This window comes from Chloroflexota bacterium (assembly GCA_026710945.1).
In the GTDB taxonomy this organism is placed as follows: Bacteria; Chloroflexota; UBA11872; order VXOZ01; family VXOZ01; genus VXOZ01.
This window is the reverse complement of the sequence record JAPOQA010000021.1, coordinates 14916-33816: the sequence shown is the minus strand read 5'-3', so window position 1 is coordinate 33816 and position 18901 is coordinate 14916. Positions and strand designations below refer to the sequence as shown.

The following is an 18901-nucleotide window of genomic DNA, read 5'->3' as shown; positions in this document are numbered from 1 at the left end:
CGCTACGTCCGCACGCGGTGGTACCACACCCATTCAAAGAGCAAGAGAAAGAGCACTACCAGGGCCAGGAACCTCCAGATTTCCTGGAAGACCGGCAGATCGATTGGAGGCACCGCTGCCCTGCTACTTTCAAGCGCGGCAATCTGATTTCCTACGTTTGTTTCCGCCACTTCCTGGAGACTCACAATGAACACCTCGCTGTAAATCTCTTGCGCCCCCGCAAAGTGCACCACGCGGTAAACGCCGAGCTCCTCAGTGTCTGAAAATGGAATGCGCTGTCTGCCGGCAAACGATACGCTTCCGCCACCCGGCTTATCCACAACCAGGCGATCGGCATGCGGATGCAAACCCAGCTCTATCACGTCCTGGGGTTGAACGTGGGAGACAGTCTCCTGAATGCGGTACGGGTTGAGCCATTGGTAGATGTTGCCAATCAAGACCGGAAACGCCGTGCGCAAGGGGAGATTACTCTGCATCAAGGAGAATGAGAATACCACCATGCGGCGCCCATCCAACGTGCCACTGAAGAGCAACGGCCCTCTGGTGCTGCCGATAAGCTCATCTGCCCATGGCGGCAGTTCCATACGCTGTGCGCGCGCAACGCGCAGATCACGGATCTCCACGAATTGCATGAGCGGATGGTCCTGTGCCAGGTAGTCAAGCGTCGGCGCCACGATTTCTCCGCTTACCGGCAAGAACGGCGAGCCCGCGGGCGGATTGAATATGAGCCAGTTGCCGGGAGGGAGCTCGGACGGGAGCCAGCCATCGAAGATATAGAGGTCGTACACCTCTGCCGGGCGAAACTCTACCGGACGCACGTGATCGAGGGCCAGGAATGGCAATGGCGCAAATACTGTGTTTAGGAAGAATGGCGTATCCGATACCAAGAGGGCTCGCAATACCGGCGGCGGCATCAGAATGGCTGCCGTGCGGTCGTCCGCCGCCAACGCATCTTGGTGATCGAGCACAGCATCAACTCGTGAGATGCCCGCAGGAAACTCACCAAAGACGAGATCCAGCGATGAGCCGGAATCCGGAAACGGCGCCAGATTGATGTCGCGTCGCTCTAGCGGCTGACCGTCTGCCAAAATAACGAGAGGCACGGTTACTGACTGAGCGCTGAAGTTTTGCACCTGGACAAATGCCTGCAGGCTATCAAGGTGACGGCGGATGGCGAATGCGCTGATACCTTGGTTGTCTGCCGGGATACCCACCCGTACGAAATGAACCGTCGCATTCAGTGATTCAGGTACGTTTGGCGCCGGAAAGCTGCCGTCCGTATACAGATAGACCTCGCTGCCCGGCAAAGACTCTGCCAATGATACTGCCAGTTGCAGAGCGCGTTCGCTGTCGCCCACCGTGGCAGTCTGCACAATAGCACTGACGGCATCGCGCGCAGACCGCGTATCCCGGGTCTGGTAGGCAAGAATTGCCGGCTGGCTGCCGAAACTTACCACAGTCAACCGGTCGCCCGGCTCGGTGATAGACACCTGCTCGAGTGCGGCTGCTTTGGCCGCTTCCAGCCGCGTCGTGTCGCCGCTTGCTACGCTCATACTTGCCGAGGCATCGATAACGTGTACCACGTGCCGTTGCGGCAGCGTGTCCGCCGTACGCTCGGGACGCGCCAGCACAAGGGCAAGCAAAAGGATTGCAAGGAGCTGCAGGAATAGCAGCAAGTGACGCCTGAGCCGCTGCCACAACGTGAGCGCCTGCTCGCGCTGTACCAAGTCGCGCCAGAGGAAGATGCTCGGCACTTCAACCCGCAGACTGCGCGGCCGCAAGATGTAAAAGAGCAGCACAAGCCCCGCGAGCGCTCCCCACGCGAGAGCCAATGGGACCAGCAAGCTCATAGAACGACTCTCCGCAACAGTCGCTGGAACACCACCTCTTCCAGCGGCCAAGACGTCTCAAGTCGCACGTAGCGCGCGTTGCGCCGCCCGCAAAACGTCTCGAGCTGGTCTGCCCAGTCGAGAACATGCTCACGGTATTGATTGAGCGTCTCTGCGTCTGCCGCGATGTTGATAGTCCGGCCTGTCTCGCGGTCGACCAGGCTCAATTCGCCGCTCATTTCCGGGTCGATCTCGGCCCAATCAAGCACGTGGAGCAAGACAAGTTCATTCCCGGCCTCCTGAATCGCCGTAATGCCGCGGTACGCGTCTTCGGTCATCATGTCCGAGATCAGGATCACCAAGCCGCGTTGGGCGTTCCGTGCGACATAGTTGCGAGTGGCGGAGACAAGCGACGTAGTGCCGCCTACCGGTTGCGCCTGTTCGAGAAAGTCAAAGTAGCGCAGAATGAATGCTCTTCCTTGAGCGGGCGGAAAATACTGTTCAGTCGATTCGCCGAATATCGCACCGGAGAGCACGTCGTCACGGTTGAGCGCAATGTATCCCAGACTCCCGGCCAAAGACTTTGCATACGAGAACTTATTCTGCCGGCCCCAATCCATAGACCGGCTCCCGTCAACGAGCACGTGAACGGCGAGATGCTCCTCCGCTTCGCGCAGTTTGATGTAGAGGCGGTTTGAGCGGCCAAAGACGTTCCAGTCGATGTGGCGAAAGTCATCGCCGGGGCTATAGTTGCGATAGTCGGCGAATTCGATTGAAGAGCCGAACTGCCGACTCCGCCTGCCGCCGCCGGTCACCATGCCGTAGCCGCGCCGGCTGATGAGTTGCAGCCGGTCCAGCCGCCGCAAAAACGCATGGTCAATTGCTGCCGAAGGACTCGGCTTCATTCTTCACTTTCCGGTGAAATCGTCATTACCAGCTCATCGATGACCGTATCCGCAGTAATTCCCTCCGCTTCGGCCTCGAAGTTTAGGATGAGCCTGTGGCGCAGCGTCTGGTGCGCTACCTCGCGAATGTCATCAAAGGATACGTTATAGCGTTCATCGAATAACGCCCGCACCTTGCCTGCCAGCACAAGGGTCTGCGCGCCGCGTGGCGACGCGCCGTAGCGCACATAGTTTCGCGTAATCTGCGGCGCCTCAGAAGAGTCCGGGTCTGTAGCCGTAATCAAACGCACGGCGTAGCGCAAGACGTGAGAGGCGATCGGCACCTGCCGGACGAGCACCTGCAGCGCCAGTATGTCTTGCGTCGTGGCCACCTTGCGCACCGCGGGCACCTCATCTGTGGTAGTGCGCAGCACGATTTCCTCCAATTCCGACGCATCGGGATAGTCCACGATGATCTTGAAAAAGAACCGGTCGAGCTGCGCTTCCGGCAGCGGATAGGTTCCTTCCATTTCGATGGGATTCTGGGTCGCCATCACAAAGAACGGGATCGGCAGGTCATGAAGTGAGTTCCCTACAGTAACCGTGCGCTCGTGCATGGCTTCCAGCAGCGCCGACTGTGTCTTGGGCGTGGCTCGGTTGATCTCATCCGCCAAGACCAGGTTGTTGAAAATCGGTCCCTGTTCAAAGCGGAAATAGCGGTTATCTTGCTGGTCCTCGGTGATAACTGTCGTGCCGGTGATGTCAGCCGGCATGAGATCAGGCGTGAATTGAACCCTACCGTACCGCAGATCGAGAACTTCCCCAAGCGTCTTTACCAACTCTGTCTTGCCCAAACCGGGTACACCTTCAAGCAGGGCGTGTCCGCCGGCAAGCAGACAAATCAACACATTGTCGACGACTGCTTGCTGACCAACGATTACTTTCCCCAGCTCGGCGCGGATGTCTTGGCTGAGCGTCTGGAAGTGTTCGATCCGTTCTTCGGTCGGCCGTGAGATCATTGTGACTGCTCCATAGCATTTGAGAGGGCGTTGAAGTACTTCTGCACGTAGTCGGCGACCGTCCAGGGCACAAAGTGACTGGCGCCGCCAGTGGAAATAATCGCGTTGCCGGCATCGGTTACGCCAAATTGGGCGGGAGCCGTACCAGGACCGGGAATAGTTACCGGCGCGCGTTGCGGCGACCAGAGAGATGGGCCAACACCTCTGTCCGCCAAGACAACCGATGGCCTCTGTTCAATCTGCAGGCGCGGAGCTTCCGGCCCAGGTTGGAATGACTCTTCACCGCGATTGCCGCCACCCTGGCTTGGGCCGCCCGGCGCCGCCTGGAGTTGCCACGAATCCTGCTGCTGCGCCGGGCCCGATTGCTCCGTTACGCCTGAAGTATTAAACGCCTGCTGGCCTTGCGTTCCTTGCCGCTGCGCATCCCCCTGTTGACCTCCTGAATCTTCTCCACCGGCGCCGGCTCGGAGTTGCTCGGTTTGCTGTTCCAACTGCTGCTGTGCCTGGATCCGCTGCCCCCGTTCCTGAATGGCATCGCCAAGTTCCTGCAGTTCACGCTCCGTTGCCCGGTCATTGTACGAGGCGACCTCCCGGCTTACGTCTGCCAACTCCTGGGCTAGCCTCGGATCGGCCTGTTGAGCGCGCTCCGCAGCCTTCGCGAACGCGTCAGTCATGTCATTGCGGTCCTCCCGCGAAAGGTCGCGCACCTGGCGAGCCAACTCTTCGAGAGCTTGCGTCGCCTGATCGTAGTTGCCGCGTTCCAGATTCTGCCCGGCTTCGCGCGAAGGTCGTGCCTGTGCAAGCTCTCGTCCCACGTCAGCGAGCGCGTTCGCTTGCTGGTCGACATGGGGGTTCCGCGACTCTTGTAGCTGCTGGGCCAGATCGGCGAGGCTCGCTTCCCCTTCGTTGCCCTGGGCGGTCTCTCCTTCTTCTGCTGCTTGGCCTTGTTGCGCCAGATTTTGTTGCTGATCGAGGTCCGCCTGCGTGAGCAACGGCTGATTCTGGTCTAGTTGTTCCGCCGCCTGCGCTCCTTCCGGCTGGGCAAGGTCCTCGTTCACCGCAGGGCCCTGTACCTCTTCACCCACCACGAATGCGTCCGGAGTCGTGCGCTCCAACAGCGTTCCCTCTCGCACCGCCGCTACCTGATACGCGAGCGGGGCAAGCGGCACGAGTTGACCGGCCATATAGGGAAAGATCTCCCAAAGAAACAGCGCCACAGCGCTTAAGACGAGAAGCAGCACGTCTCTTTGCGGGATGCGGATTGGGAACACCTGTCTGGGCCGGATCTTCTGCGCATGTTGCCATGCGTCGTCGAGCAAGACTGCCTTGAAGGGGCTCTCCGGAGCACGGCCCATTACTTCCACCGCTGTGGCAAGACGTTCCGACAGCGCCAATCGCGAGTCGTAGGCTTTGGCAATGTCAAGCGTGCTCAGCCGCCGCAACAAGATGGGGACTACCAAGGCCAAGAACGCGACAAGGGCTATGACAAGACTAATCGCAAAGACTGGAAACTGCGGAACGAGGAGTGACCCCACGAGAGAGAAGCCGACGTACAGCAGCGCAGTCACCCACAGGGCTCGCACACCTCGCAGCAGCACCGCGAGCAGCCGCAGCCGCCGGCCGAATCGCGATAGTAGGTGGGCGTAGATCGACGCCGAGGCAGCGCCCTGCTCAGAGTAATCCGCAGTTGAAGATGCTGTCTTCGACAAGGTCGCCTCGCTGATTGGTGCTTCCTGTCGCAGGTTGTTGCGGCCAAATTACAGCCGACGGCGGCCTAGACGAGGGCAGCTACATCGGCGGATGCCTCTCGAACATCATGATTTCCAGCGCACATTCGCCGGCGTACGAACGTAGTAAGAACGGTCGCAGCCTGCCCCGAATGTGCATCGCTACTTGCCTCAATCTTACCTGACAACCGCATATGCGTAAACGCAGCCGTGATTGAAGCGCCTGAAACGCTATGCTATTATGGCACCCAAACATGCACCGAACTTGGCAAGAGAGCTACGCTCTGTTGTATGCAGGAGGACACGATGGCATCAGAATCCGGCAGTACTATTGAAGCCCTTTTGAATGAGCAACGGCTCTTTGCTTCGCCCGATGAATTCGCAAAGAACGCCTACGTCAATGATGATGCGGTGTTTTCGCAAGCCGCCGCAGATCCCGAAGCCTTTTGGGCATCCATCGCGGAAGAACTGCACTGGTTCAAGAAATGGGACCAGGTGCTGGACGAATCCGACCCGCCATTCTTCAAATGGTTTGTAGGCGGCAAGCTAAACATCACGTATAACTGCCTTGACCGCCATCTGAATTCTTGGAGGCGCAACAAGGCCGCCATCATTTGGGAAGGCGAGCCCGGCGACCAAGTCGTGCTTACGTACTACGACTTGTGGCGAGAAGTAAGCAAGTTCGCGAACGCTCTCAAGGGGCTTGGCGTGAAGCGCGGCGACCGCGTGACCCTTTACATGGGCATGGTGCCTGAGTTGGCAATCGCCATGCTTGCGTGTGCCCGCATTGGCGCCCCGCACAGCATCGTATTCGGCGGTTTCAGCGCGGAGGCCCTTGCCGACCGCATCAATGACGCCCAAGGAAACGTGCTCGTCACCTGCGACGGCGGTTGGCGGCGCGGCAGCATTGTGCCGCTCAAGCGCATGGCCGATGACGCTGCGGATCGCTGCCCCACCATCGAAAGCGTGATCGTGGTGAAACGCATCGGTGACGAAGCCGACATTGCAATGAAAGAGGGGCGCGACCATTGGTGGCACGACCTCATGGACTCAGCCGATCTGCGCTGCGAGCCTGAGGAAATGGACGCCGAGGACATGCTCTATATCCTCTATACCAGCGGAACTACCGGCAAGCCCAAGGGCATTGTGCACACTACCGGCGGCTATTCCACACAGACCTATCTCACGACGAAGTGGGTCTTCGACATGAAAGATGACGACGTGTACTGGTGTACGGCCGACATCGGCTGGGTCACGGGTCACTCGTACATCATCTACGGTCCGCTGCAGAACGGCGCCACGACCGTCATGTACGAGGGCGCGCCGGACTTCCCCGGCCGTGACCGCTTCTGGGACGTCGTGGAAAAGTACGGTGTCACCATTCTCTATACCGCCCCGACCGCTATTCGCGCTTTTATGCGCTGGGGCGATGAGTATCCTGCAATGCACGACATGTCGAGCCTGCGCTTGCTGGGCTCCGTTGGCGAACCGATTAATCCCGAAGCCTGGATTTGGTACCACGAGAACATCGGCGGCGAACGCTGTCCGATCGTGGACACCTGGTGGCAGACCGAGACCGGCGCGATCCTCATCTCACCACTGCCCGGCTACACAACCACGAAGCCGGGTTCGGCCACACGGCCCATCCCCGGCATCACCGCGGCGATCCTGGATGAAGCCGGCAATGAGGTGCCGGAAGGCGGCGGATACCTGGTAATTCAGCGTCCTTGGCCCTCCATGCTGCGGACAATTTACGGCGATCCGGAGCGCTTCAAGGACCAGTACTGGAGCCGCTACCCAGGGATTTACTTCACAGGCGACGGCGCCAAGATTGATTCAGACGGATATTACTGGGTACTCGGCCGCGTCGACGACGTGATGAACGTGGCGGGCCACCGTCTCTCGACCATGGAGATCGAAAGCGCGCTCGTAGACCATCATTCGGTGGCGGAGGCGGCCGTTATTGGCAAGACCCACGAACTCAAAGGCCAAGCAGTTTCTGCGTTCGTGCTCCTCAAAGAGGGCATAGACCCAGGCGACACGCTTCTCGATGAACTCAAGAAACACGTCGCACAGAAGATCGGTCCCATCGCGCGACCCGACGACATCTTCTTCACCGCCGACCTGCCCAAGACCCGCAGCGGCAAGATCATGCGCCGCCTCTTGCGCGACGTCGCCGAAGGTCGTGCCCTAGGCGATACGACCACGCTGCTCGACGCGAACGTGGTAGAGAATCTCCGTGGGCAGTACGAGGATTCGGAGGGCTGATAGACCCGGAATTATCTACTTGACTCACGTCAAGAGAGGTTGTAGCAGGAAAACATGTGGGAGAACATCAAACAATGGTCAGGGCGTATTCTTACCACGGGTGGAGTCGTCTCCATCTTGGGATTCCTGTGGAACGTCGTCTTTCCAATTCCCGGTCAAATCGATGATGGGCTTGCTTGGGCTGCCATCGTTATACAGATGTGGGTGCATGTGACAGACCCAATAACGCTCCTCTTCGCAGGTACCGCTATCGCTTGCTTAGGCTTGGGCACCGCAAAATGGTGGTTGGATCCAGTTTCTCGTCGCCTCAGCAAGAAGCAAGACCCACCCGCATTGCCGGAACCAGCCGAACCAACGCGCGAGTACGCAACTCGCACACCGAAAGAGATCACCCATGAAGCCTTCCTGCACGAATTCGACGATGAGCCGTGGTCCAGCCCGGAGATTGGCAAGTGGCTCAGGTTTGAAGGCAGCATTTTGGCTGCTCCCGACACAAGGCGCGACCCCATCGAGATCACTATGGAAAGTCGCGGTGATGGCGAGTGGGTTTTTCTTCACTTCGACAACGCTACTTGGCGAGAGCAGCTAACCGCTCTCAAGACCGGGGAATGCATCAAGGGCACGGGCAAGATTGTAGGGGTAGAGGCTAACAACATGACACTACACGACTGCAAGCTGCTGGATACGGTGAAGTCTGCGGGCCGCGGTCGTAGGGAGGATTCGCATGACCTTCCTTGACGTGTGGTTTTCGTTCCGGGGAAAGATTGACCGCAAGACCTACTGGCTCAAAGGGATACTGCCGCTCTTCGGGCTCTTCGGAGCAGTACTGGTTGGCGGTTACCTTTTGGGGGCGTTGGGTCCGCAGCTAGACGGCCCCCTCGGCACCTTCGGATACATTGAAGTACTAACGCTCTCTGGGATATACCCTGCTCTTGCGATCTACACGAAACGCTGGCACGACATTGGCAAGTCGGGCTGGTGGTCGCTTCTGTTCTTGGTTCCCATCGTCGGCTTCATCACGTTCATCTACTTGGGAGTCAAAGACAGCACGGTGGATCAGCCCCAGGCAGTGCTAGAATAGCGACAGGGGATGGATTCCCGCTTGCGCGGGAATGACGAGCAGCGGGCGTCTACTTCACGGCAACGCCGCCGGCCGCCACCGGCTCTTCCTCACGGGCGCTAAGCCATCGTTCACCGTACTCTCGCATAATCTCAAGTACCGGAACGAGCGCGCTGCCCTTTTCCGTTAGCGTGTATTCCACGCGCGGCGGAATTTCCGCAAAGGCCCGGCGCGTGATGATTTGCTCTTCCTCAAGCGTGCGGAGCCGCTCGACCAGCGTATTGGGGCTAATGCCCTCCAGGGAGCGCTCCAGCGTGCAGAAGCGCTGCGGACTCTCAGCGAGGTCTCGCAAAATCAGCATTGTCCACCGACCGCAAATCAAAGACGCGGTTCGCGCGATGGCGCACTCAGCATCTTTGTCAGAACAGCGCGTGGACATGGCTTGCCTGAACTCCACTCTGGGTAGATTGCCCACCCTTACACTCGCGCCACCTAATTCCGATTGTAGCGTAGCTCCGGCGCGACGGTCAAACGACCCGCTCGGGGACGGAGCGCCGCAGCGCGGAGGCGCGTCTCTGATGTTGCCGCACTAACCGTAGCGCGGGGGCTTGTCCCCCGCCAGAGCAAAGGGAAACAGGCACGTAAAGGATTGACCTTACAGGAACGTAGGTTGCAAACGTGTCCTGAGCCTGTCGAAGGGCCTGCGCTACCGCGGGACTGGGGCGCGGTGTCTTTCTTCATGAAGTTTAATGCGACAGCATTAGGGCTTGTCCCCCGCCTGAGTACGGAGCATGGGGTATATTTTTCACCAATCTCGCACGGAGAGAGCCATACGGTGGGAATCTGTGATTCCCACGACGAATTGACCCCTACAGCGGCGCAGGTTTGCAACCTGCGCTACCGGGGATGTGAGGCGCGGTGCCCTTGCCGTGTTGACGACTGCGCCTGGCGTAGGTTATAAGAAACCGAGTGGGGGCTTGTCCACCCGCAGTAGACGGAGCGAAACGAGAGGGCTATGGCAAAACGACTTGGCATACGACTGCTGCTCATTCTTGTGGTCTGCCTGGTACCGGTTACGCCGGCCGCGGCATTCTCGTTTGTCGTCGAGGAAGAAGACGGCTCGCTGACGAACCTGACGCGCTTTCGCCCTCCCGCACTCTTGCGCGAACACTCGGAATACACGGTTGTGCGCCTCGAATACGGTAATGCAACGTATTACCATCCCTCGTTGCACGGCAACACCATGGCGAACGGCGAACCGTACAGCCGCTTTGATCCCATCATTGCCGCGAGCCCCTTCTTCTCCTTGGGCACTGTGGTTCGCGTGACCCGACTTTCGACAGGAGCGGCCATCGTGGTGATCGTCAAGGACCGGGCTCCTTCCCCGGGCTTTATGTGGATCGATCTCAGCGAAGCGGCGTTTATCCAACTAGCGCCGTTTGTAACCGGTCGTTTCGACGTGCAATTAGAAGTCCTGAGCCAGTAACCACAACTCCCAACCTTCACTGCTGGGTGCAATGCCATGAAGAGTACGTCGCACACAATTGAACCGCTTACGCCGGTGCCGCAGCATGTGCTGGGAATTCGCGAAGAGTTCAACATGCTGACGTACGGCCCCAGCGAAATCCTGCTCGCCAAAGACGGTAACGAGATTACGGGAGCCGTGCGCCTTGCGCTGCGGCAAGATGCCCGCCGTCAGCACGGCCTGATTGCCGACCTCTCGGTGCACGAAGACTACGCTCGCCAGGGAATCGAAGAGGACTTGATCGCCGCTGCCGAAGAGCACCTGAAAGCCTCGGGGGTAACGAAGATCGACGCCATCGTGCGCGACGGTGAAGGCGCCACCGTGCCGTTCTATGAGCGCGGCTACTGGGCAGCTCGCAAGATGGTGCTGCTAACGTGGAACCTCCGCACGCTCGACCGGCTAGAGTCCAGCCAGGAGTTCACCATTGAAGAGCAATCCTCCCCGGACCCGGCGTTCTTCACAGAGTTCATTCTCAATAGTTACCAGCCGTACTGGCGTTGGTGGAAAGAGTACAAGGAAGACACTCGCTGGCACCGCGTCGAATATCCCGCTGAGCCGGAAGCGCCGCCAAGCGAGGAACTGGCGCAGGAGATGCGTGCCCGCATAGAAGCGCGCGTTGCTTCATTTGGTGCAGGCGCGCCGCAGACTCTCTTTGCCGCACGGTCTAACGGCGAAGTGGTAGGACTCTGCGACGCCAAGGCCGTGGCCGATGACACGACGTTCGATTGGGGGCTTCTGGTACGCCGCGATTACGGCGGACGCCGCATTGGATCGGCGCTGCTTGGTCACGCACTGCACTGGCTCAAGGCGCAAGGAATGAACACCGCTCGTATCGTTACTACATCAGGTCTCGATGACTACGATCCCACCGTCTACCTCTACGCCTTCTCGTATGGCGGCGTGATCAGCGCCGAGTATCTGAACCTAGTGAAGCGGAGACTCTACGGCGCCAATGCCGGCGATGGAGACGAATCCTAGGCCCCCGCACAACGCGTTGCGACCATCAAGATCAGGCGACATCACGGTCGGATTGGTGTACCGTTCGCGCTGAGCCTACAGCACCAGACCCCATCCCCCGTTCGTGCTGTGCCTGCCACAGCAAACCCCATCCCCCGTTCGTGCTGAGCCTGTCGAAGCATGAACGAACGACACTGAGGTAGCTTCAAAGCAAGAGTATCAACCCACGCCCGCGATCTATGCTGAGAGCGCTCAGTACGCCCGCACCAATTCCTTCACTATTCGCCGGAAGTATGGTAGTTTAACTGCGAACGCGACTGCTATTCGTCGTACCGAGCATTGCCAAATATTGCACACGATCAAGAATTAGAGGGAGCACCCACCATGGCCTTTACTGTGAAGGACCTCAAGTTCGGCAAAGATGCCCTTGAAGGCATATCGGAAAAGACACTAACCGTCCACCACGATACGCTCTATGCGGGTTATGTAAACAAGCGCAACGAGATTGAAGACGGTCTTAAGAATGTGGACCGTTCCACGGCAAACCAGGCCTACAGCGCTTACCGCGCGCTTAAGCTGGAAGAGACCTTCGCCGCAGATGGCCAAATTCTACACGAATTATATTTCGATACGCTGGGCGGTAACGGTGAAGCCGGCGGCGATCTGGCGGACAAGATTGCCGAGGACTTCGGCTCCTGGGATGCCTTTATCGAAGACGCCCGCGCTTGCGCTATGGCCGCGCGCGGCTGGATGGTAACCGCCCTCGATCCCACGGACGGCAAGATCCACAACTTCCTGTGCGACGTGCACAACCAAGGCGGCGTTTGGGGCACAGTCCCCTTGTGGACGATTGATACGTATGAGCACGCCTATTTCATGGACTACGGCAGTGATCGCCCGTCCTACATCACGGCGCTCCTCAAGAATGTGGACTGGGACGCCGTAAACGAGCGGTACCAGGCAGCCAAGGCATCACTGGCAGCCAGGTAGGGGAAACTCGCGGCAATCGACCGCGAAGCGAACTTGCTTGCAACTGGGAAAGAGAGAGGCGCAGGGAACGGTCCTGCGCCTCTTTACTTTAATACTCGAAAAGAGTCCCAACATCCCCGCGTCCGAGTTGGGTCCTCAATCTTAAACTATCGCTTCTACCTCATCCCACCATGTGGTGGGCATGACTGCCCCCGGCGTGTGGCGCCATCATGGTTTTACCCACGGCATCTTGCCTCCCACGCCAGCCTAACATAGCAGTCAGGCTGCGCGGCTGCTACAATGACACGGACATAACAGGGGCCAGATTGACGAGGAGATGCTGTAGCCGTGAGTATCGCAGCAGAGATCAAGGGTACGTGCGTGCCGCAGAACACTATTGCCGTGTGGAGCCTCGGGCAAGCCGGGTGTGTTTTCAAGTCAAGCCAGGGCACGATTGTGTACGTAGATCCCTACCTTGGCGACGCGTGCAATCAGCTCTACGGTTTGGAACGCCTCCTTACACCCCCGGTCGAGGCGGCAGACGTGCAGGCAGACTTTGTCCTCGCCACACACAATCACGCCGACCACCTTGATCCTGACGCCTTTCCCGTAATCGCGCGTCACAATGCGACAGCACTGCTCATCGGCCCATCGTCGTGCACTAACGCCATGCGCGAACTTGGCATCCCCGCCAGCCAGACGTATACGCTCAATCACGACGACGTGCTCCATAGCGGCCACGTCCGCATTCACGCCACGTTTGCGAACCACGTCTGGGATGATCCTGATGACGCGCCGGATGCCGTGGGATATGTGATCGATTTTGGTGGCCTGCGGGTGTACATAAGCGGCGATACCCTCTACCACGAACGGATGGAAGGCATTGCCAGCCTGCAACCAAACCTTGCCTTCATTTGCATCAATGGGCGCTGGGGGAACATGTCGGCGGCGGAGGCCGCCCATCTCGCAACCGTGCTGCGCGCCCAGACCGCCGTACCGACGCATTACAACATGTTTGCGAACAACATGGCAGATCCTGCCGACTTTGCCGGCGCGCTCAAAGCAGAGGGAGGGAGCGTGCAACCGCTCGTCCTCTCGCCAGGGCAGTGTGTGCTCTATCCAGAAAGGGATGCCTCGTGAGCCAGAAGAGAGTTCTCAAAGCTGACAGGGCCTTTACCGCCACCGGCGCCGACCCCATCGCGCAAGCGGCAGTGGTCCTTACTGACGACCGCATCACATTCGTGGGGCCGGCTGCTGAACTTAACCAGAGCCACCTGGAAGGCGCGATTGTCGAGGAATTCCCCGGCCATACATTGATGCCCGGGTTGCTCGACGGGCACACGCACTTGAGCTTTACCGCAGGCCGCCACCACGAGGAAGTCGTTGACGAGATTAGCCGCGAGACCGACATGCAGCAAGTGCTACGCACCGCGGCAAATGCCCAGAAGTGCTTGCGAGCGGGGTTGACGACCGTGCGCGATCTTGGCGGTCGCCGCGACGTGGTGCCCACGGTGCGCGACGCCATCAACCGCGGCAGGATTGCCGGCCCGCGCATTCTCTCCTGCAACGTCCCCATTACGGTGACCGGCGGGCACATTCACTTTGTCGGCTGGGAAGCCAATGAGGAGTGGGAACTGCGCAAGGCCGTGCGTACGCTCATCAAAGAAGGCGCCGATGTCATCAAGATTTGCGCCAGCGGCGGCAATATGACTGCTGAGTCCAACCCCCTCATGGTCCAATACAGCGCCCAGCAATTGCGCGTTGTGGTGGAGGAGGCCCACAAACTCGATACACCGGTGGCGGCGCATGCCATACCCGCCGATAGCATCCGCAACTGCATCGAGGCCGGTATCGATAGCATCGAACATTGTGTCTGGCTTGGCGCCGATGGCGGCTACGATTACGATGCGACAGCCATGGCAACGGCAGTAGCAAAGGATCTCACCGTTTCCATTACACTCGCCGGCGTCTTACGGGGTTACCTTGCCGACATGCCGCTTAGTGATGAAATGCGCGCGGCCATGAACATACAGGGCCCGCTGGAAGATGAACGCGTAGAGCAGTTTCGCAAGATCTGGCAATCAGGTGTGAACCTCATCATCTCCAGTGACGCGGGGGTACGGTATACGCCATTCGACGACTACTACATATCGCTGCGTTGCGCCGTCGAGCTGATCGGCATTCCGGCCAAGGATGTGCTGCACATGGCCACCCGCAATCCCGCCAAGGGTCTGGGAGTTCTTGACGAACGAGGCACCCTGGAGGAGGGCAAAGTTGCCGACGTTATCGCGGTGGAAGGGGATCCAATCGCAGACATCAAAGCTATGGCGAACGTGAAGCTAACCATCGTGGGCGGCAAGGTCGTATTCCGCGAGGACATGATCGAAGCGCCCCGCACAATCGAATTGGGAGTCAGTTAAGGATACAAAGAGTGGTGGACACGGTTTGACAGAAACCCCGCCCGTGTCCCTTCTCCCTGAGGAGACCTTTGCATAACTCCGTCATTTCTGTAAATGTCAGATAATTCGTTGACAGATTTGGTAGAAGTAACATGGGAGCAGAACTCTGTGCTTGCCTGCATGCATGTCATTCCGAACGGAGCGCAGCGGAGTGAGGAATCTAAAGTACTGAGCCGTATGGACCATGTTCGACATTGATTCTAGATTCCGCGAACCCTGTTCGACGCTGCGCTCGGAATGACATGCACCGTCAACTCTTTAGAATGGAAAGCGAATTCTGTCTACGAATTACTCAACACTTAGAATTCCGGCAAAAGCCGGAATCCAGGAGAGCTATTGAAACTAAAGACGACATGAAGTAAATTCACTTCACTCTCATTCCACCCTTCCCCTTTAGTGGAAAGAGGTTACGCAAAGGTCTCATGAGGGAAAGGGCTAGAGCCTGCCCCGTACTTGATACGGGGTGAGGATGAAACATCAGGGCAGAATTATGGTGAAAGGTTACTGAAGCATGGCGGCGCAGTTGCTATCTGATATTCGCATCCGGGAAGTTCAAACGTATTTCACCGACGAGGTCGCGCGCACGCCGCTCAAGTTCGGCGGTGTCACCATGGAAGGAGCCACTCACGTGCGGGTGCGAATTTCCGTCGAGAATCGCGCCGGACAGGTCGCGGAGGGTTGGGGCAGCATGTTCCTTGCCATTGGCTGGGCCTGGCCGACTGACGCCGTTGACGCGCTGGCCCGCGACGCCGCGATGCGACAGGTGGTGGAACGTTACGCCAAAGCCCTGGAAAGCCACACGAGCTACGCCCATCCCATCGACATTGCGCTCAAGACCGAGCCCACACTCCTTAGCAACGCCACCGAGACCAGCCGCGCCATGCAACTAGCGGAGCCGATGCCGGTCTTGGCCTCGCTTGTGTGTGGCTCGCCCTTTGACGGCGCGCTGCATGACGCATTTGGCAACGTAAACGGCATTTCAAGCTATGACGGCTACTCTGACGAATTCATGGCGGAAGACCTAAGTGCGTACCTCGGGCCGGAGTTCAAGGGACAGTTCCTCGACGACTACGTTCGCCGCGCCTATGTTGCCGAGCTTCCCGTCTTCCACCTCGTCGGCGGCCTCGACAAGCTGTGGGAGCACGAGATCACCCCTGACGATCCTGACGACGGCGAACCGGTCTCGCTCGACCAATGGATCGCCCGGGACGGAGTCTATTGCCTGAAGATCAAGCTTCTGGGCAATGACATGGACTGGGACGTGCAGCGCACATTAGACGTCTATGCCATTGGCAAAGAAGCGCTCGCAAAGCAGGGCAGGGAGGAAATCTATCTCACTGCCGACACGAACGAAATCTGCGAGACGCCCGACTATATGGTCGAGTACCTCGAGCGGGTGCGTGAACAATCGCCCGCAGCCTACGACACCCTGCTCTACGTGGAGCAGCCCACGCACCGCGACCTGGATAGAGCGCCCTTCCGCATGGATGGAATCGATAAGCTCAAGCCGGTCATCATGGACGAGAGCCTCTACAATCACCGCCAGTACGAGCGAGCCAAGGAGCTTGGGTGGTCCGGCATTGCCTTGAAAGTCTGCAAGGGACACTCCCACAGCCTGCTCTTTACGGCGCTGGCAACCCACGACGGCCTACCGTATACAGTGCAGGACCTCACCAATCCTGACCTATCGCTCATTCACTCGGTGAGTTTTGCCGCGCGCATCGATCCGATGATGGGCGTGGAATGCAACTCGCGCCAGTTCTTCCCCGCCTCGAATGGCGCGGTGGCTGCCGTCCACCCCCGCATCGCCAACGTGCGTAACGGCGTGGCGCATACCGGCACGCTTACTGGTACCGGACTTGGCTATCAGATGGACCGCATACTCGCCCAGACCACCACGTAACGGCGGTTCTTGGGGCCGCCGATGTCGAATTACGAATCGGCGCGCTCTAGCGCAAAGGAATCCCTTTCATGCCAAAGCCACAGTCGTGGCGGTTGGATAGCGAAAGCGATTTAGGTGCGGGCGCGCTATGGTTGTTGAGCCTATCACTGGCCGTGCTGGTAAGCGTAGTCGTTGCGCTCATGGCGCTGCCGGCAATACATGCGCAGCAGACCTTTTCCCATGGCGCCGTGGTTGCACTAGAGGGCACGCCGCACCTCTGGATTGCCGACGCGCAAGGCGTCCTGCACTGGGGCGGCGATACCCGCGCCCTGGCCGGCAAGCACGTCAACTGGAACGACCGCACCGAGGTCACTCTGGCACAGTTGCGCAGGCTGGCGGTGGGCGACCCCTGGCTGTCGGCCGGGCTGCTCAAAGACGGCGATCCCATCTATCTGGTCAAGTGGGAGAGCGACTGGGAGCGGCCGCGGTTGCTTCACATCCAGTCCATCGCCGACGTAGAGCTCTTTGGCATCGACGGCAGTAACTACGGGAGATTTGTGCTCGACAGAGCAACGTGGGAAGCGCGGTATGGCATGTCGGCGGCGAGTCTGCAACGATCGGCGCTGCCCGCGGCCGTGACCACCGCTATAGCTACACCAACGCCAATTCGGCGTCCGACTATAGACCCGCGCCTGCAAGCTGCCCTGAACATGATCGAGGAAACCTTGCCGGGGCACGTCTATGGTGAATATAGTGCAGTGACCACGAAAGGCACAACTTTCACCTTTGGCCACATCGAGCACCTGGCGCAGTACACCATTTCCACGAACACCATCACGGTTGACGAATCCATGCGCCACCAACCGCTCGAAGTGATCGCCTACCTGCTGGTGCACGAGCTAAACCACGCGAAAAAGCCCTGGACGAAGTACGGGGAGAAGCCGAAGGGTGCAGAGGGCTTAGCCAGTGATTATTGCTTTACGAATGAGTATTTTGCTGAACAAAGCGCGGCGTGGTGGTGGAGCAAAAGGTACGGGGAAGCGGGGCATCCCGACACGGACAACCCCAGGGTAAGACATGCCAACTACGCTGCGTGGTTGTTTCGTCAGGACTATAGAGACATTGAAAACGGCAAAGAAGCCAATCGCTTCAAGGACTTCATGCGCGATATTCTCAAGGATTACTGCAAGCTAGGGCAGACAGCAGCGCCAGCGCCCACACCTACGCCCGTACCTACGCCGCAGCCTGCCCCAGTCCCAATATCGGGCACGGCCACCATCGAGGAAGTAGAACGTTTCCTGTCTCTGCCCGCGTGGCACTACGAGGCGATGGTGCGCAACGCGCTGGCGCAGAAGTATAACCTCAATCCTAACGGCTATGCGATGGCAACGCTGATGAGGGTATTCCCTAAGTACATCGACGTTCTGCCCCTCGTCTACCTCATGTACACGTGGAGCGAGTACCCCTACGGGACGTTCCCCGACATACAGGCGTTCGTGAGCGCCTACGTAGGCAATGCGAGGGAGTACGTGAGACTTGCCTACAAGTGGTTGGAGAGCGACCCGTGCACGTGGCCGGAGCCTGTGCAGCAAGAGATGGTAACAGCGGAGCAGAAGAGTCCAGGGCTGATGAAGGCAATGTTGGTAAACAGCGTGGAGGCCCCACACTTGGCAGAAATCGTCGTCCCCGGCACCATCGACGAAGCGAGGCAGGCATACTTAGATGACCCCGAAGCATACCTAAATCAGTTCAGATGCACAGCCTGATAACGAGGATAGATTCCCTGGTAGAAGTAGGTGTAATGACAGCACATCCCCCAGCGGTAGTACGCTGGGGGATCCAAGAGCGACTCCGGAGATTTCGCTATGTCCACTCTATCTAACCTTCCCTGGTCTGTCAACCACCGCCAGGAGGTCCGTGCGGCATGGAAGCTCATCTGCCTACTTTACCCTGCCACTACGCCCACGCGCTGACGCTTGCTGCATGAGCTAATGGACGACTACGGGAGATGGGTCATTGAAACGCACCATGTTGGTAAAGTTCGCCAGAGAGACACTTGTCTTTATCTTCCACGCAGCACGGTTTGGTCTCGGCTTTGGGATATTGCTATCCACATGGTTTGCCTACAGCGCGTTCTTTGGCGACATGTACCAACGTTGGAGCTATGCGGGTGCACTGGGGGCGATGCTTGTTGGCGTTGGGATTTTGGTGATCTGCGCGTATACGGCTCAGCTATCGGAAGGTTGGAGATGGAGACGCAAAAAATGAGACGGTGAACTGATAGATTAGGCTATTGACACTAAAGGGGTAATTGACTCAGTT

At 58.6% G+C, this 18901-nt stretch carries 16 protein-coding genes; 11 read left to right on the top strand and 5 right to left on the bottom strand.

Going from position 1 to position 18901, the window contains the following annotated elements; genetic code table 11:
- Positions 1 to 2: 2 nt before the first annotated feature.
- The 4 genes from OXE05_04045 to OXE05_04030 are packed head-to-tail and all read right to left on the bottom strand — an operon-like array spanning position 3 to position 5441.
- Entirely contained in the window at positions 3 to 1850 is a 1848-nt protein-coding gene (locus OXE05_04045) for a VWA domain-containing protein (protein ID MCY4436487.1), read from the bottom strand.
- Complete coding sequence (locus OXE05_04040; protein MCY4436486.1) at positions 1847 to 2734, bottom strand: DUF58 domain-containing protein; 888 nt, start codon at positions 2732 to 2734, stop codon at positions 1847 to 1849. The genes OXE05_04045 and OXE05_04040 overlap by 4 nt, the downstream gene beginning before the upstream one ends.
- A complete protein-coding gene (locus OXE05_04035; GenBank protein ID MCY4436485.1) occupies positions 2731 to 3732 on the bottom strand; it encodes a MoxR family ATPase in 1002 nt (333 codons plus the stop codon). The genes OXE05_04040 and OXE05_04035 overlap by 4 nt, the downstream gene beginning before the upstream one ends.
- The gene (locus tag OXE05_04030; GenBank protein MCY4436484.1) at positions 3729 to 5441 is read right to left on the bottom strand and encodes a hypothetical protein; all 1713 of its coding nucleotides are present in this window, start codon (positions 5439 to 5441) and stop codon (positions 3729 to 3731) included. Before OXE05_04030 ends, OXE05_04035 begins: the two co-directional genes overlap by 4 nt.
- A gap of 324 nt (positions 5442 to 5765) precedes the next feature.
- Here OXE05_04030 and acs point away from each other — a divergent pair, with 324 nt between their 5' ends.
- From acs to OXE05_04015, 3 genes are read left to right on the top strand one after another with little or no spacing between them, the layout of a single operon-like run.
- Positions 5766 to 7727 (top strand): acetate--CoA ligase, encoded by a 1962-nt coding sequence (gene acs / locus OXE05_04025; GenBank protein MCY4436483.1) that lies wholly within the window; start codon positions 5766 to 5768, stop codon positions 7725 to 7727.
- Positions 7728 to 7781: 54 nt separating this feature from the next.
- Positions 7782 to 8465, top strand: a complete 684-nt coding sequence (locus OXE05_04020; GenBank protein MCY4436482.1) for a hypothetical protein — start codon at positions 7782 to 7784, stop codon at positions 8463 to 8465.
- Entirely contained in the window at positions 8452 to 8808 is a 357-nt protein-coding gene (locus OXE05_04015) for a DUF805 domain-containing protein (GenBank protein ID MCY4436481.1), read from the top strand. The genes OXE05_04020 and OXE05_04015 overlap by 14 nt, the downstream gene beginning before the upstream one ends.
- A gap of 49 nt (positions 8809 to 8857) precedes the next feature.
- Here the strand turns inward: OXE05_04015 and OXE05_04010 are convergent, their stop codons facing one another.
- Positions 8858 to 9226 (bottom strand): helix-turn-helix domain-containing protein, encoded by a 369-nt coding sequence (locus OXE05_04010; protein MCY4436480.1) that lies wholly within the window; start codon positions 9224 to 9226, stop codon positions 8858 to 8860.
- 576 nt (positions 9227 to 9802) lie between these two features.
- On the opposite strand from OXE05_04010, the gene OXE05_04005 reads away from it, so the two are divergent.
- From OXE05_04005 to OXE05_03970, 8 genes are all read left to right on the top strand, one after another.
- Complete coding sequence (locus OXE05_04005; GenBank protein ID MCY4436479.1) at positions 9803 to 10273, top strand: septal ring lytic transglycosylase RlpA family protein; 471 nt, start codon at positions 9803 to 9805, stop codon at positions 10271 to 10273.
- Between the two features lie 36 nt (positions 10274 to 10309).
- Entirely contained in the window at positions 10310 to 11290 is a 981-nt protein-coding gene (locus OXE05_04000; GenBank protein MCY4436478.1) for a GNAT family N-acetyltransferase, read from the top strand.
- A gap of 363 nt (positions 11291 to 11653) precedes the next feature.
- Positions 11654 to 12259 carry a superoxide dismutase gene (locus OXE05_03995; GenBank protein MCY4436477.1) on the top strand — a complete coding sequence of 202 codons (606 nt, stop codon included), beginning with the start codon at positions 11654 to 11656 and terminating at the stop codon, positions 12257 to 12259.
- 327 nt (positions 12260 to 12586) lie between these two features.
- On the top strand, positions 12587 to 13378 hold the full coding sequence (locus OXE05_03990) for an MBL fold metallo-hydrolase (GenBank protein MCY4436476.1): 792 nt from the start codon (positions 12587 to 12589) through the stop codon (positions 13376 to 13378).
- Positions 13375 to 14658 (top strand): amidohydrolase family protein, encoded by a 1284-nt coding sequence (locus OXE05_03985; protein MCY4436475.1) that lies wholly within the window; start codon positions 13375 to 13377, stop codon positions 14656 to 14658. Before OXE05_03990 ends, OXE05_03985 begins: the two co-directional genes overlap by 4 nt.
- Positions 14659 to 15208: 550 nt before the next feature.
- Positions 15209 to 16600: a hypothetical protein gene (locus OXE05_03980; GenBank protein MCY4436474.1), complete on the top strand. Its 1392-nt coding sequence runs from the start codon at positions 15209 to 15211 to the stop codon at positions 16598 to 16600.
- Positions 16601 to 16668: 68 nt separating this feature from the next.
- Complete coding sequence (locus tag OXE05_03975) at positions 16669 to 18345, top strand: hypothetical protein (GenBank protein ID MCY4436473.1); 1677 nt, start codon at positions 16669 to 16671, stop codon at positions 18343 to 18345.
- 250 nt (positions 18346 to 18595) lie between these two features.
- Positions 18596 to 18847: a hypothetical protein gene (locus OXE05_03970; GenBank protein MCY4436472.1), complete on the top strand. Its 252-nt coding sequence runs from the start codon at positions 18596 to 18598 to the stop codon at positions 18845 to 18847.
- Positions 18848 to 18901: the final 54 nt, after the last annotated feature.

Bases quoted from the DNA above. Each gene is read 5' to 3' on its own strand.
- OXE05_04045 (MCY4436487.1), bottom strand. From the start codon at position 1,850: ATGAGCTTGCTGGTCCCATTGGCTCTCGCGTGGGGAGCGCTCGCGGGG.
- OXE05_04040 (MCY4436486.1), bottom strand. From the start codon at position 2,734: ATGAAGCCGAGTCCTTCGGCAGCAATTGACCATGCGTTTTTGCGGCGG.
- OXE05_04035 (MCY4436485.1), bottom strand. From the start codon at position 3,732: ATGATCTCACGGCCGACCGAAGAACGGATCGAACACTTCCAGACGCTC.
- acs (MCY4436483.1), top strand. From the start codon at position 5,766: ATGGCATCAGAATCCGGCAGTACTATTGAAGCCCTTTTGAATGAGCAA.
- OXE05_04020 (MCY4436482.1), top strand. From the start codon at position 7,782: ATGTGGGAGAACATCAAACAATGGTCAGGGCGTATTCTTACCACGGGT.
- OXE05_04015 (MCY4436481.1), top strand. From the start codon at position 8,452: ATGACCTTCCTTGACGTGTGGTTTTCGTTCCGGGGAAAGATTGACCGC.
- OXE05_04010 (MCY4436480.1), bottom strand. From the start codon at position 9,226: ATGTCCACGCGCTGTTCTGACAAAGATGCTGAGTGCGCCATCGCGCGA.
- OXE05_04005 (MCY4436479.1), top strand. From the start codon at position 9,803: ATGGCAAAACGACTTGGCATACGACTGCTGCTCATTCTTGTGGTCTGC.
- OXE05_04000 (MCY4436478.1), top strand. From the start codon at position 10,310: ATGAAGAGTACGTCGCACACAATTGAACCGCTTACGCCGGTGCCGCAG.
- OXE05_03995 (MCY4436477.1), top strand. From the start codon at position 11,654: ATGGCCTTTACTGTGAAGGACCTCAAGTTCGGCAAAGATGCCCTTGAA.
- OXE05_03980 (MCY4436474.1), top strand. From the start codon at position 15,209: ATGGCGGCGCAGTTGCTATCTGATATTCGCATCCGGGAAGTTCAAACG.
- OXE05_03975 (MCY4436473.1), top strand. From the start codon at position 16,669: ATGCCAAAGCCACAGTCGTGGCGGTTGGATAGCGAAAGCGATTTAGGT.